This is a genomic window from Enterobacter cloacae complex sp. 2024EL-00227 (assembly GCF_043945315.1).
Taxonomy (GTDB): domain Bacteria; phylum Pseudomonadota; class Gammaproteobacteria; order Enterobacterales; family Enterobacteriaceae; genus Enterobacter; species Enterobacter roggenkampii.
The window spans coordinates 42,024-55,282 of record NZ_JBIMQP010000011.1; the positions used below are offsets into that span (position 1 = coordinate 42,024).

Here is a 13,259-nt window from a genome sequence, read left to right on the forward strand (position 1 = left end):
CATTTCGTGCCGCCTGTAGGCCCGGTAAGCGTTAGCGCCACCGGGCTTTTTTGCACTTACTCGTCTTCTTCGTCACGCAGCGGAACAATCAGCATATCCACGTGAACGGTATTAATCAGCTGGCGAGCGGAAGACATCAGCTTGCTCCAGAAGTCCTGATGGTGACCGCACACCACCAGATCCATGTCGTATTTCTTGATCGCATCAACCAATACCTGGCCCAGGTCGCCGCTGCCGCTCAGGGTTTCGGTAATCGGGTAGCCCGCGTTGGTGGACAGTTCGCTCAGGGCGTGGTGCGTCTCTTCGGAGATACGCTTCTGCATATCGCCCAGATTGACGTCGATCAGACCGGTGTAGAGGTCGGAGTAATTCACATCAACGTGAATCAGCGAAACTTTCGCGTTGTAGGGACGTGCCATGGATACCGCTTTATCAACCAGCACTTTGCTCTCCGGGGAGAGGTCTACCGCGATGAGAATGTGTTTGTAAGCCATAGTGTTACTCCTTCCTTAAGTTATCGATGACTAAATGGGAAAGCCGTCGTCTGATGCTTTCATTACGGCCCAGTTAAACATATTTTTCAAGCTTTGGTGTTGATAACGATTAACCTTGTGGCAAAAAAATTAACGGATCTCCTACACTATTAAATGAGCCGTTCGGATATTAAAACGCGAACCGGATCGACTTTTGGTCATTCTTTCACTGAACTGTCTGTCAGGGCATTGGGGTGCGGTAGCTCAGAAGCCTTGCTTCGTGGGCGGACGCCGGGGAGGATGTATGATTAGCACCGTCGCATTGTTTTGGGCGTTATGCGTAGTTTGCATAGTGAATATGGCGCGCTACTTCTCATCGTTACGTGCGCTGTTAGTGGTACTTCGTGGTTGCGATCCGTTGCTTTATCAGTATGTGGACGGTGGAGGGTTCTTCACCTCGCATGGACAGCCCAGCAAACAGATGCGTCTGGTGGGATATATCTACTACCAGCGCTACCGCGATCATCACGATGAAGAATTTATCCGTCGCTGCGAGCGCCTGCGTCGTCAGTTCATTTTGACCAGTGCCCTGTGCGGGCTGGTCGTCGTCAGCATGATTGCATTGATGATTTGGCACTGAGCATAAAAAAAGCGGGTCAGTTTCCTGACCCGCTTTTTTGTCGCCTTTAACCGATTAAATCAGCTTCAGCGAAATCCAGTACAGCCCGCCAGACAGCAGGATGGACGCCGGAAGGGTGAACACCCAGGCCATCAGAATGTTGGTTACGGTTTTGCGCTGCAGGCCGCCACCGTCAACAATCATGGTACCTGCCACGGACGAGGAGAGTACGTGGGTGGTGGATACCGGCATACCGGTGTAGCTCGCCAGACCGATAGACACTGCTGCCGTCATCTGCGCGGACATACCCTGCGCATAGGTCATGCCTTTCTTACCGATCTTCTCGCCGATGGTGGTCGCCACGCGGCGCCAGCCAATCATCGTACCGATACCGAGTGCCAGCGCGACCGCCATGATGATCCAGATTGGCGCGTACTCAATGGTGTTGAGCATATCGCCTTTCAGTTTCTTCAGGAGACGCTGGTCGTCAGCATTCACGTCTGGCAGCTTCGCCACTTTATCCGTCACATCAGAGATGCACAGCATAATGCGACGCAGCTGACCACGCTGCTCAACGGTCAGTTTGTCATAACTTTCGATATTGCCCAGCATGCCTTTGGCACGTTCCAGCGCGTTAATCGCGTTAGCCGGATGGCAGTGGAATTCGCCAGGTGCAGTCGTGGCACCGGCTTCCGGAGACGGGATTAACTGGTCAACGCCGGTCGCTTTTTTCAGCAGCTCAGGGTGCTGCTGGAAATAAGTTTCAACGTTGTTGACCGCATCGCGGGTACGGGTGATTTCGTAGCCGGAGGCGTTCATGTTAACCACGAAGCCTGCCGGAGCAACACCGATCAGTACCAGCATCACCAGACCAATGCCTTTCTGACCATCGTTCGCGCCGTGTGAGAAAGCCACACCGATTGCGGAAATGATCAGGGCGATACGCGTCCAGAATGGCGGCTTTTTCTTGCCGTCTTTCTTTTCACGCTCTGCCGGCGTCAGGTGTATACGGGAGCGTTTTTTGGTATTGCTCCAGTAACGACGCAGGATGAAGATCAGCCCGCCCGCCACCACCAGACCCACGATAGGGGAGACGATGAGAGAGGCAAAGATCCCCAGTACTTTCGGGATATTTAACGCATCAACAACCGATGTACCGGTCATGAGGGCGTTGGTTAACCCGATACCGATAATCGCGCCGATGAGGGTGTGAGAACTGGATGCAGGCAGGCCGAAATACCAGGTACCGAGGTTCCAGATAATTGCAGCAAGCAGCATTGAGAACACCATAGCGAGGCCATGGCCAGAACTTACGTTAAGCAGCAGATCTGTTGGCAGCATATGCACAATCGCATACGCAACGCTCAGTCCGCCCAGGAGGACACCAAAAAAGTTAAATACCGCCGCCATAACAACCGCAAGCTGCGATCGCATTGCGCGAGTGTAGATAACCGTCGCTACTGCGTTTGCAGTGTCGTGGAAGCCGTTGATCGCTTCGTAAAACAGTACAAAAACCAGAGCAAGCAAGAGTAAAAGCCCGGTATGTAAATCCAGGCCGGCAAACAAATGTAGCATAGGACGTTACGCCATTTTGAGGACATGAACGCGGCGCATTATCCAGGACAAATGCGCAACGGGCAAAGTGAAATATAGACTTTTTTTGACATACCACCTGAATTGAGAAAAGTGCCTGAAAGGATAATCGTTAAATTTCAATGGAATGGCTTTGTAATATCTTTTTACGCTGGTGTGACCACAGAGGAAACTTTACAATCCGCGGCAGTTAACAAAGAGGGTTTTGACGTGGAAAGGTTTGATGCCGTGGTAATTGGCGCCGGTGCGGCGGGTATGTTTTGTGCGGCAATGGCCGGACAGGCGGGTCGTCGCGTGCTGCTGCTGGATAACGGTAAAAAGCCAGGCCGCAAGATCCTGATGTCCGGCGGCGGGCGCTGCAACTTTACTAACCTGTATGTTGAACCCGCGGCCTATTTGAGCCAAAACCGTCATTTTTGTAAATCTGCGCTGGCGCGTTATACCCAGTGGGACTTTATCGACCTGGTGGGTAAGCACGGTATCGCATGGCATGAGAAGACGCTGGGCCAGCTGTTCTGCGACGACTCCGCCCAGCAGATTGTCGATATGCTGGTGGCCGAGTGCGAGAAGGGCGGCGTGGTCATGCGCCTGCGCACCGAAGTGCTGGACGTTTCCCGCGATGACCAGGGCTACACGCTGCAGCTCAACGGTGAAACCGTCAGCGCCGATAATCTGGTGATTGCCAGCGGCGGCCTGTCTATGCCGGGGCTGGGCGCTTCCCCGTTCGGCTATAAAATCGCCGAGCAGTTTGGCCTGAAAGTCCTGCCTACGCGCGCCGGGCTGGTGCCGTTCACGCTGCATAAACCGCTTCTGGAACAGCTTCAGACGCTGTCTGGCGTGTCCGTTCCCGCCGTTATCACCGCCGAAGACGGCACGGTGTTTCGCGAAAACCTGCTCTTTACCCATCGCGGCCTCTCCGGCCCGGCGGTCCTGCAAATCTCCAGCTACTGGCAGCCGGGGGAGTTTGTCACGGTTAACCTGCTCCCCGATTGCGATCTGGATGCCTTCCTCAACGAGCAGCGTGCGGCGCACCCGAATCAGAGTCTGAAAAACACCCTCGCAATGCAGCTGCCGAAGCGTCTGGTGGAATGTTTGCAGGTGCTGGGGCAGATCCCCGACGTGTCGCTAAAGCAGCTTAACAGCCGCGAGCAGGAAACGCTGGTCGAGACGCTAACAAACTGGCGCGTGCAGCCAAACGGCACGGAAGGCTACCGCACGGCGGAAGTCACGCTGGGCGGAGTCGACACGAATGAACTCTCTTCCCGTACCATGGAAGCGCGCAACGTGCCGGGGCTCTACTTCATCGGTGAAGTGATGGACGTCACCGGCTGGCTCGGCGGGTACAACTTCCAGTGGGCCTGGGCAAGTGCCTGGGCGTGTGCTCAGGCGCTGGCAGAAGACAAGTGACATCAGCGCGCTGCCACTCGTCATGCTTGGCTTTACGGGCTGACGGTGGTGGCATCCGTCACGGCCAGAATATTGCCCGCGGCCACGGTCCCCATCTTGATGTATGACGCGGCGGTAACGCCGCCAATATGCGGTGAAATCACCACGTTTTCTACGGACTGCCAGAGGTGCGGCGCCGTCAGCGGCTCCTGGGTAAAGCTGTCCAGCGCTGCGCTGTGCAGCGTGCCATCCCGGAGCGCCGCCAGTAACGATTCACTGTGGATCAGTCCACCGCGTGCCGTATTGACCAGAATGGCGTTCCGCTTGCAGTGTGCGAGCGCCTCGCTATTGATCATTCCCCGATTCTCATCGGTTAGCGGACAGTGTAAAGAGATGACATCGGAACGGGAAAGAAGTCCGGTCAGCGTCTCTGCGCGTTCGCACAGGGCAGGCATCGATTTAGCATAGGGATCGTAAGCCAGCACCTTCATGCCGAAGGCATGACCAATAGTTGCCACGCGCGAGCCGATAGCGCCCAATCCGATTAGCCCCAGGGTTAATCCCTCCAGCTCAATGGATTTATGCGTCGCCTTATCCCAGTGCCCGTCCCGCAGCCGCTTGTCCAGAGGCACCACGGACTTTGCGCAGGCGAGGATCAGCGCCCATGTATGCTCAGCCACTGCCGCCGCGTTTGCGCCTGGGGCCGCGCGGACGGCGATATTGCGCTCGGCCGCTGCCGTCTGGTCTATCACATCGATCCCGCTTCCGTGCTTGGAAATAACCTGCAGAGCCGGGGCGGCATCCATGACTTTCGCGGTGATCCGGCCGTAACGAACCAGAATCGCCACGGGATTGTGTCGTTCACACAGCGCGATCAGGTCATCTTCTGTCGGCTGGCGGCCCGCAAACACCACCTCAAAGCCCTGCAGCATCACCATGGCCTGCTCCGCCAGGTCGCTTCCGGTAACCAGAATTACGTCTTTGCCCCCCATCACAGCGTCTCCCCGTCGGCTAACATACCTGCCTTACGAAGCGCGTCATCAAGCCAGTGTGGACGCAAATCGCCTTCACGGATGGCGGCAAGACGCCGGGTCTCCATCTCCAGCTTTTCTTTTGCCAGCGCGATAACCTGCTGAACCTCATCGCGCGGGATGACGACCACGCCGTCGATATCCGCGACAACCAGATCCCCTGCCTGAACCGTCGCCCCGGCGACTGAAATGGGATGATTCACCCGGCCAGAAATTAACTTTGTCGGGCCGCAGGGGTTCAGACCGGCAGAAAAGACAGGGTAGTGACCTTTGCTCAGGGAATCGGCGTCACGTACAGCACCGTCAATAATGATGCCCGCAATGCCGCTCGCCTGAGCCTGAGTGGCCATGATTTCGCCCAGCAGCGCGCAGCTCAGGTCGCCTTTGCCGTCGACGATCAGGACATCGCCGGGTTGCGCAACCGCCATCGCGGCATGAATCGCCAGATTATCACCCGGACGGACTTCCACGGTGATGGCCGGACCCGCAACGGACATGTGAGGAGCCAGCGGTTTGATGCGGCCGTGAAGCGTACCGCGGCGACCGGCGACGTCGGCCAGAATGGCGGCCTGATACTCGGCAGCCCGACGAACGTCCTCGGCAGAAACGCGTTCGAACTGGCGATTAATCGCTTTTTTTTCAGAAACGGACATGAATGCCTCCATATTGTTTTACTAAGTACAACGCAGGTGTACAGAACAAAACAACTATAGCGGTGTTGCTTTCCTTTTAGCCAGACCCGAGGTGGCGTTTGTGATGTAAACACGAAGTGACTCACAAAATTTGAGGTACACTCACTGCCGGGCTAACAAGGAGATAATGATGGGGAATGAAGGCGTTGTAGCGGTTGAAAAAGCGCTGGCTTTACTGGATTGCTTCCGTCCTGGAGAGGAGAGCCTGACGCTGACCGCGCTGGCACAGCTGTCGGGTTATCACAAAACCACGGTTTACCGCTTGATGAATTCTCTTGAACGGATGAATTACGTCGTCAGGCATGAAGACGGCAATTATGCGCTTGGCCCACGTCTGCTTTACCTCGGCAAGCTGTATGAACAATCTTTCCATCTTTCGCGGGTGGTTCAGCCAGAGCTTCAGGCCTTATCCCTGGCGTCTCAGGAGAGCGCCAGCTGGTATGTGCTGGAGGGCGGGCAGCGCCTTTGCCTGTTTCGCGCGGAAGCGTCGCACGGCCTGCGACACAGCAATCTTCCCGGCAGCCAGTTCCCGCTCGATAATTCGGCCATCAGTAAGGTCTTGCGCCACTGGGGGCTCAATGAGAGCCTGCCGGAGGGCGACGCTGAACTCCCTTTCTACACGTCAGGCGCACGCGATCCTCACACCGCGGCGTTTGCGATGCCTGTCTTCGGCGTTCACGACAAGCTGGTTGCGGCGTTAGCCCTGACCGGCCCCATCTCACGGCTGACGGAAGATCGTCGTGAGAAGGAGATAGGCCCGTTGATGAAGGCGGCGGCCAGCCGTCTGTCGCAGAAAATGGGAGCCAGTAAGCCCTTCTGTCAGCAGTTCTTTGGTGAAACGAGCGACGCGGCGGAAGAAAATCTTTAAACGCAGAAGCGGGACATGTGTCCCGCTTCTGTCATCACGAATGTGTGACCTGTTTTTCGTGTAGCTGAGCGTTGCGTGCCTGCCGTCCCATAATGAGTACCGCGATACCCCCGGCCAGGCACAGCACGGCCAGCGGAAGCATAGCCAGCGTGTAGCTGCCCGTTTGCTCGCTGATCATGCCGTAGGCATTTACCATGACCGCCCCGCCAATCAGGTTCGCGATGGCACCAATCGCGGCCAGCCCTGCCGCCGCCGAGGAGCTGCTCATCCAGCCGGACGCCAGCGCCCAGAAAGGCCCTTTCATTGAATACGCGCCCGTCAGGATAATGCTCAGGATCACAATAGTGGCAAAGAGCGAGACGCTGACAAAGGCAGCGAACACACCGGCGGCAATCATGAACAGCGTCAGCGCAGTATGCCAGCGGCGTTCATTGGTGCGATCGGAGTGTCGTCCCCAGACAATCATCAGAACCGATGCCAGACCGTAAGGAATGGCGTTAAACAGACCGGTTTGCAGATTATCAAGATGGAAGGATTTCAGCAGCTGAGGAGACCAGACGCTAATAGTGGTGCCCGCGGACGATGCGCCCGCGTAAATCAGCGCCATCAGCCAGATTTGGCGATGCTTCAGCAGCTGCCACGTCGTCTGGTGTCCAATGTTCTTTTGCTGGCTACGCTCGGTCTCAAGGGTGGTTTCCAGCCACTTTTTCTGTTCATCGCTGAGCCATTTCGCCTGATGAGGGCGATCCCGGAGAATAAACCAGGCCGCAATACCCAGTAGCACCGCAGGTAAGCCTTCAATGATGAACAGCAGATGCCAGCCGCGAAGACCCAGCCAGCCATCCAGCGACAGTATCAATCCGGAAAGCGGGGAGCCGATGAAGTTAGCGAGCGGGATGGCGACCATAAAGGACGCAATAATGCGCGCGCGGTAGCGGGCAGGGATCCACCAGGTCAGATACAGCACGACGCCGGGGAAGAAGCCTGCTTCCGCTGCTCCGAGAAGAAAACGGACGATATAGAGCGACGTGGTATTTTGAACCAGCGCCATGCCCATGGAGACGATGCCCCAGCTGATCATAATGCGCGGGATCCACAGCCGGGCGCCGACTTTCTGCATGGCCAGGTTGCTCGGCACCTCAAACAGGAAATAGGCCACGAAGTAGAGGCTGCTGGCGAAGCCAAACGCCGCTTTGCTGAGGCCAAGGTCCTCATTCATCTGCAGCGAAGCCATGCCGATATTCCCGCGATCGATAATGGAGACCAGGTAACTGACAATCAGAAACGGAAGAATACGCCAGATCACCTTCCGCATCGTCTCTCTTTCTATGTCCTCGGTGGCGGTCGCGCCGTTACGTAAATGTTCTGTCATTGTATCCTCGCAGGGTGTGTTCTTTGTTTTATTAGGTACAACTTAGTTTTATTAAACAAAACCACTATAGCGACGGCGCGTTCTTTTTATCCAGTTAATGGAAGGTTTAAATGATGTAAATAAGAGGTGACTCACAGATAGTGCGCTGCGGATATCGCTCAAGGCTGCTGACCAGCCGCAAGCATGACGTGCTGGCAGAGAAATAATCACGTAACGCAATTATTGCACCAACTTTTCCTCTCCCTTCGACTAAGCTTCGACCAGATGCCCCGCCGCGCTCGCGGGGCCATACTCCTTTTGGTCAGAGCACGTACCATGCAGCTACTCAGCATTATTATTTTGCTTACCCTAACCGTGGTCATTCATTCGCTGTGGATGTTTGGCGTTTTAAAATTCATCACGTTAGACGTCGATTCTGCGGTACGCATTGTTTTACGCAATGTCGGTATCGTGATCTCTATGATTTTCGCCCATTTTCTGGAGGCCGGGCTGTTTGCTGCCTTTTATTTTGTCATCGACGCGTTTAATGACTGGAACACCAGCTTCTACTTTTCGCTGGTGAGCTATGCGACGGTAGGGTACGGCGACGTCACGTTACCCCAGCACTGGCGGCTCATCGGCGGGGTGGAAGGACTGGTGGGCGCGTTGATGGTAGGCTGGTCTGTGGCGGTTCTGGTCGCAGTGCTGCAGCGTTTGCGTGGCATGAGCGCCTAAACGGTAGATGTGCAATCCCCATCTGGTAAGGTAAAGTACACCCCTTACGCGGCCGTCGCGCTGCGGTTTTGAGGGTGGATGTGATAAACAGCCCACCCTCTTTCTCTGCTGGTTTACGCCAGCCTGCATGGTGCTGTGCTTTGCCTCTATAAAAGGGTTTTGTATGTCTGCTGCTCATCTCGGTTTCCCGACGGAAACCGTTGTTGTCTTTGTGGTGATGGCCGTTGGGGCGATGTTTATCGACCTCTTTATGCACCGTCACGATAAACCGATCTCGCTGAAAAGCGCCGCAATGTGGTCCCTCTTCTGGGTCATGATGGCGATGGCCTTCGCCGGGTTCCTGTACGTTCACCACGGCGCCGAGATGGCGAGCCTGTTCCTCACCGGTTATGCGCTGGAGGAGGTGCTCTCCGTCGATAACCTGTTTGTGATGATGGCGATCTTCGCCTGGTTCGGCGTGCCGGATAAGTACCGTCACCGCGTGCTCTACTGGGGCGTGCTGGGGGCGATTGTCTTCCGCGGTATTTTCGTGGCTATCGGCACCAGCCTGCTAAGTCTGGGGCCTTACGTCGAGGTGATTTTCGCGCTGGTCGTCGGCTGGACGGCGGTAATGATGCTCCGACGCAATGAAGAGAGTGACGAAGTGGAAGATTACTCGGGTCATCTCGCCTATCGCCTGGTAAAACGCTTCTATCCGGTCTGGCCGAAAATCAGCAGCAACGCCTTTATTCTGACGCAGAAAGAGGTGGATGCGGAGCTTGAAAAGCCGGAAAACCAGGACGTGATGGTTGGGCGCGTGAAGAAGGCGAAGCGCTATGCAACCCCGCTGCTGCTCTGCGTGGCGGTGGTGGAACTCTCAGACGTGATGTTCGCGTTTGACTCCGTGCCGGCCATTATCGCCGTCAGCCGCGAGCCGCTGATTATCTACAGCGCCATGATGTTCGCTATTCTCGGCCTGCGTACCCTTTACTTCGTGCTGGAAGCGCTGAAGCAGTATCTGGTGCATCTCGAGAAAGCGGTGGTGCTGCTGCTGTTCTTCGTGGCGTTCAAGCTGGGGTTAAATGCCACCGATCACTTCTGGCATCACGGTTACAGCATTGGCGCGACGGCCAGCCTGTTTGTGGTATTGGGCGTGCTGGCGCTGGGAATTATTGCGAGCGTGATGTTCCCGGGGAAACGAGAAGCCTGATGTACCGCCCGGTGGCGCTTCGCTTACCGGGCCTACAGTTCGAATGTAGGCCGGGTAAGGCGCAGCCGCCACCCGGCAAAAAGGCTACTTGATGGGTGAATTGCGGCGCTTGCGCGGCGGGTGGAAGTGCCGCCAGTGCGGATCCTGCGCCGCCGCCAGCAGCTCGTGGTCACCGCGGGTGTCCCCCCAGGCGCGCAGGTGATAGGCGTTCAGATCGCCATACACTTTTTCCAGCCTGGCCACCTTCTGGGCGCAGCGGCAGTTATGGCCCGTGATGCGCCCCGTCAGCTTGCCGTCTTTCACTTCCAGCTGCGTGCCAATCAGCTTAATGCCCAGTTTGTCAGCCCACGGCTGGAGCACCAGCGCCGGAGACGCGGAACAGATGGTCACCTCCGCACCGGAATTCACCTCTGCCGCCACGGCCAGAACCCCTTCGGGGCGCATCAGCTTGCTCCAGTATTTTTCGCAAAACGCTTCCGCCTGCTGGCGCAACCAGTGTTCATCCACGCCCGTCAGGAACGTTTTGATCAGCACTTCCTTTAGCTCATCGCGCGTCAGCTTGCGACGCACGCAGTGGAGCGTGGGCAGCGCCATACGCACCAGACGGCCCGCGAAGTAGCGTTTCCCGAAGGCAAAGCGCAGGAAAGGAATAAAGCTGTCGTGGTGTGTTAACGTCCCATCAAAGTCAAAGACAGAGAGCACGCTGGATTTCGCCACCGTCTCGTCGGCAATCATATTGGTCATAAATACGTCTTAGCTGAAATACACATTCTGTGGATCAGTTTACCTGCTTTACCAGGACAGTCCTTACATCACCACCATTTTTTTCTCGATCTTGCGATCTCAAAGTGAGTCCATTTTTGGCCTCGATAAGAATTGGTGAAAAAACGATCTGTCTATATTATCGCCACATCGCACGATATTCAGGGGAACCCTTTGGCCCCCACAGGTAAGGAAAAACTCACTCACTACTGCTTTCTTGATATGACTCTTAGATCGTTTATTTCAATCCTGACGTTAAGTTTTGCGTCGTTTTCTGCATTCAGTTTTCAACTCCCCGCGTCGATGCTATCGATGAACAGTGACCTGGCCGTCTCGCCAGCGAAATCTGCGCTGATGCAACAGGATACGGGCCCGCTGCGCGCACGCATCCTTGATCAATACCAAAAGTGGAAGGGGACCCAGTACCAGTGGGGTGGAACCACGCGCCGCGGGGTGGACTGCTCCGCGCTGATGCAGCACCTGTTCAGCGATGTGGCGCATCTTAATTTACCGCGCACGACCGGCGAGCAGATCCACCGCGGGGTGCAGGTGACGCAATACCGCCTGAGGCCCGGAGATCTGGTGTTCTTCCAGACGGGTCCGAACCGCAGGCATGTCGGCGTGTATATTGGCAATAGCCAGTTTATTCATGCCTCAAGCAGCCAGGGCGTCACGGTCTCAACCCTGACGGATGCTTACTGGCAGGCGCACTACATTACTGCCCGTCGGGTTGCAGGCAGTGCGGCCTGACAGCCTCAGATGATGTCATCTACCACGCCGCCATCGACGCGCAGCGCCGCGCCCGAGGTGGCGGAAGCCTGGGGCGAACAGACATAAATCACCATATTGGCCACCTCTTCTACCGTGGCCGCGCGCTGGATCACCGAGCTGGGGCGGTTGGCCATCACAAACTCTTTCGCCAGCTGCTCCAGCGATTTACCGGTTTTTTCGATTTCATCCTTCATCATCTCTGCGAAACCGTCCGACATCGTTGGCCCCGGCAGTACGCTGTTGACCGTCACGCCGCTTCCCGCCACGAACTTCGCCAGCCCGCGCGCCAGGGAGAGCTGCGCCGTTTTGGTCACGCCGTAGTGGATCATATCCGCCGGGATATTGCAGGCCGACTCGGAGGAGATAAACACCACCCGTCCCCAGCCCTTTTGCACCATGCCCGGCAGGAGGGCGCGGGAAAGACGCACGCCGGACATCACGTTGGTCTGCCAGTAACGCTCCCAGGTCTCATCGTCGGTGGCATAGAAATCCTGCGGGCCGTAAATCCCGGCGTTGTTAACCAGAATATCGACGTTATTCGCCACCTTCAGCAGCGACTCGACCCCTTCCGCCGTGCTGAGATCGGCAATCGCGGCGCGCACCTGCACGCCCGGCACCACCTGCTGCAGCTGCTGAATGCCTTTATTCACCGATTCCGTGCTGCGGCCATTAACGATCACCTCGGCACCGCTTTCTGCCAGCCCTCTGGCAATGGCGAACCCGATCCCGCCGGTCGAGGCGGTCACCAGCGCCACTTTCCCCGTAAAGTCGATTTTCATCATCCGCTCCTTATCGTTTTAACGTTCGGACCTTAAAGCGTAGCAGGTGAGGATGACGGCTCCTGGCTAAAAAGGCGCAGCAGCGTCTCCACCTGCTCGTCAAGCGGGGCGAGGGAGCGCTTAACAATCAGGTGAAGCGGCGTCGCTCTGCGTGCACCGTGGCTCAGCGGCAGGCGTTTCAGGATGCCTTGATCCAGCTGGGTCTGGATGCGTTCCTCCGGCAGCCAGCCGTAGCCGACCTGAGAGAGGACGGCCTCAATGGCGGCATCGATGGTGGAGAAGGTCCATGACTCACCGGCCGCGCGCGCGGCGGGCTGGCTGTCCGCAATCTGAATGAGCGGCCACGGGCGTAGCATGTCGTCGTTAAGCGGCGCGTCGAGGTCAAAGAGGGGGTGCTGATGGTGGGCCACGGCAACAAAGTCGATATTCATCAGCCATTCGCCGAGCCCGGTCATGTCCTGGCGGCGGGTGAGGACCATCACATCGGCTTCGTCGTTAATGGCATCGTCCCGGGTGTTTTCCAGCACCTCGGTGAGGCGTACCTGGGTTTGCGGATACTGCTGCTGGAACTGGCGCAGAATGGCAAACAGGCGGCGGCGAGGGAAAATGGAATCCACCACCAGATCCAGCCGCGTGCGCATTCCGTTGCGAAGGGTCGCTGCGCGCGTCTCAACGTACGAAAAGGCTTTCAGCAGCGGTTTAACCTGGTTGAGCAGCAGTTCTCCTGCCGGCGTTAACACCGCCCGTCGTCCTTCCGGCACCAGGAGGGCCACGCCCAGCCGCTCCTGCAGCAGCGACAGGTTATAGCTCACCGAGGACTGGCTGCGGTGGGTTTCTTCTGCGGCTTTGGCAAAGCTGCCCGCCTCGACCACTCTTTCCAGTAAAGACCATTGTTCCAGCGTCGTCTTATGCATAATTTATCTAAAATTTGGATGAATTTGATTAAAACATAGCGTTATTCATTCATTTTTTGAAGGGGTACGATCGTCTCATCAAAACAAAGGAGACAT

14 protein-coding genes are annotated in these 13,259 nt (G+C 56.6%); 6 read left to right on the forward strand and 8 right to left on the reverse strand.

Going from position 1 to position 13,259, the window contains the following annotated elements:
- Nucleotides 1–56 precede the first annotated feature (56 nt).
- Nucleotides 57–494, reverse strand: coding sequence for a universal stress protein UspA (uspA, locus tag ACHH0Z_RS18245; protein WP_003861223.1), 438 nt, complete (start codon nucleotides 492–494; stop codon nucleotides 57–59).
- A gap of 283 nt (nucleotides 495–777) precedes the next feature.
- On the opposite strand from uspA, the gene uspB reads away from it, so the two are divergent.
- The gene (uspB, locus tag ACHH0Z_RS18250; protein WP_003861224.1) at nucleotides 778–1,113 is read left to right on the forward strand and encodes a universal stress protein UspB; all 336 of its coding nucleotides are present in this window, start codon (nucleotides 778–780) and stop codon (nucleotides 1,111–1,113) included.
- 54 nt (nucleotides 1,114–1,167) lie between these two features.
- On the opposite strand, the gene pitA is transcribed toward uspB, so the two are convergent.
- On the reverse strand, nucleotides 1,168–2,667 hold the full coding sequence (gene pitA, locus ACHH0Z_RS18255) for an inorganic phosphate transporter PitA (protein ID WP_008503116.1): 1,500 nt from the start codon (nucleotides 2,665–2,667) through the stop codon (nucleotides 1,168–1,170).
- Between the two features lie 228 nt (nucleotides 2,668–2,895).
- Here pitA and ACHH0Z_RS18260 point away from each other — a divergent pair, with 228 nt between their 5' ends.
- Nucleotides 2,896–4,092 carry an NAD(P)/FAD-dependent oxidoreductase gene (locus ACHH0Z_RS18260; RefSeq protein WP_023345061.1) on the forward strand — a complete coding sequence of 399 codons (1,197 nt, stop codon included), beginning with the start codon at nucleotides 2,896–2,898 and terminating at the stop codon, nucleotides 4,090–4,092.
- Between the two features lie 32 nt (nucleotides 4,093–4,124).
- Here the strand turns inward: ACHH0Z_RS18260 and ACHH0Z_RS18265 are convergent, their stop codons facing one another.
- A complete protein-coding gene (locus tag ACHH0Z_RS18265; protein ID WP_023294750.1) occupies nucleotides 4,125–5,063 on the reverse strand; it encodes an NAD(P)-dependent oxidoreductase in 939 nt (312 codons plus the stop codon).
- Entirely contained in the window at nucleotides 5,063–5,755 is a 693-nt protein-coding gene (locus ACHH0Z_RS18270) for an RraA family protein (protein ID WP_039024262.1), read from the reverse strand. The genes ACHH0Z_RS18265 and ACHH0Z_RS18270 overlap by 1 nt, the downstream gene beginning before the upstream one ends.
- A gap of 169 nt (nucleotides 5,756–5,924) precedes the next feature.
- Here ACHH0Z_RS18270 and ACHH0Z_RS18275 point away from each other — a divergent pair, with 169 nt between their 5' ends.
- Nucleotides 5,925–6,662: an IclR family transcriptional regulator gene (locus ACHH0Z_RS18275; RefSeq protein ID WP_039267175.1), complete on the forward strand. Its 738-nt coding sequence runs from the start codon at nucleotides 5,925–5,927 to the stop codon at nucleotides 6,660–6,662.
- Nucleotides 6,663–6,696: 34 nt separating this feature from the next.
- Here the strand turns inward: ACHH0Z_RS18275 and ACHH0Z_RS18280 are convergent, their stop codons facing one another.
- On the reverse strand, nucleotides 6,697–8,034 hold the full coding sequence (locus tag ACHH0Z_RS18280; protein ID WP_032653809.1) for an MFS transporter: 1,338 nt from the start codon (nucleotides 8,032–8,034) through the stop codon (nucleotides 6,697–6,699).
- 315 nt (nucleotides 8,035–8,349) lie between these two features.
- On the opposite strand from ACHH0Z_RS18280, the gene ACHH0Z_RS18285 reads away from it, so the two are divergent.
- Both ACHH0Z_RS18285 and ACHH0Z_RS18290 read left to right on the forward strand, forming a co-directional pair.
- Nucleotides 8,350–8,748 carry a potassium channel family protein gene (locus ACHH0Z_RS18285; RefSeq protein ID WP_045408633.1) on the forward strand — a complete coding sequence of 133 codons (399 nt, stop codon included), beginning with the start codon at nucleotides 8,350–8,352 and terminating at the stop codon, nucleotides 8,746–8,748.
- 163 nt (nucleotides 8,749–8,911) lie between these two features.
- Nucleotides 8,912–9,937 (forward strand): TerC/Alx family metal homeostasis membrane protein, encoded by a 1,026-nt coding sequence (locus ACHH0Z_RS18290; RefSeq protein ID WP_008503109.1) that lies wholly within the window; start codon nucleotides 8,912–8,914, stop codon nucleotides 9,935–9,937.
- A gap of 84 nt (nucleotides 9,938–10,021) precedes the next feature.
- On the opposite strand, the gene ACHH0Z_RS18295 is transcribed toward ACHH0Z_RS18290, so the two are convergent.
- Entirely contained in the window at nucleotides 10,022–10,681 is a 660-nt protein-coding gene (locus tag ACHH0Z_RS18295) for an HAD family hydrolase (RefSeq protein ID WP_008503107.1), read from the reverse strand.
- Between the two features lie 321 nt (nucleotides 10,682–11,002).
- Here ACHH0Z_RS18295 and ACHH0Z_RS18300 point away from each other — a divergent pair, with 321 nt between their 5' ends.
- On the forward strand, nucleotides 11,003–11,449 hold the full coding sequence (locus ACHH0Z_RS18300) for an NlpC/P60 family protein (RefSeq protein WP_008503106.1): 447 nt from the start codon (nucleotides 11,003–11,005) through the stop codon (nucleotides 11,447–11,449).
- A 5-nt stretch (nucleotides 11,450–11,454) separates the two neighbouring features.
- Here the strand turns inward: ACHH0Z_RS18300 and ACHH0Z_RS18305 are convergent, their stop codons facing one another.
- Entirely contained in the window at nucleotides 11,455–12,249 is a 795-nt protein-coding gene (locus tag ACHH0Z_RS18305; RefSeq protein ID WP_021242161.1) for an SDR family NAD(P)-dependent oxidoreductase, read from the reverse strand.
- 32 nt (nucleotides 12,250–12,281) lie between these two features.
- Entirely contained in the window at nucleotides 12,282–13,163 is an 882-nt protein-coding gene (locus tag ACHH0Z_RS18310; RefSeq protein WP_045408630.1) for a LysR family transcriptional regulator, read from the reverse strand.
- Nucleotides 13,164–13,259: the final 96 nt, after the last annotated feature.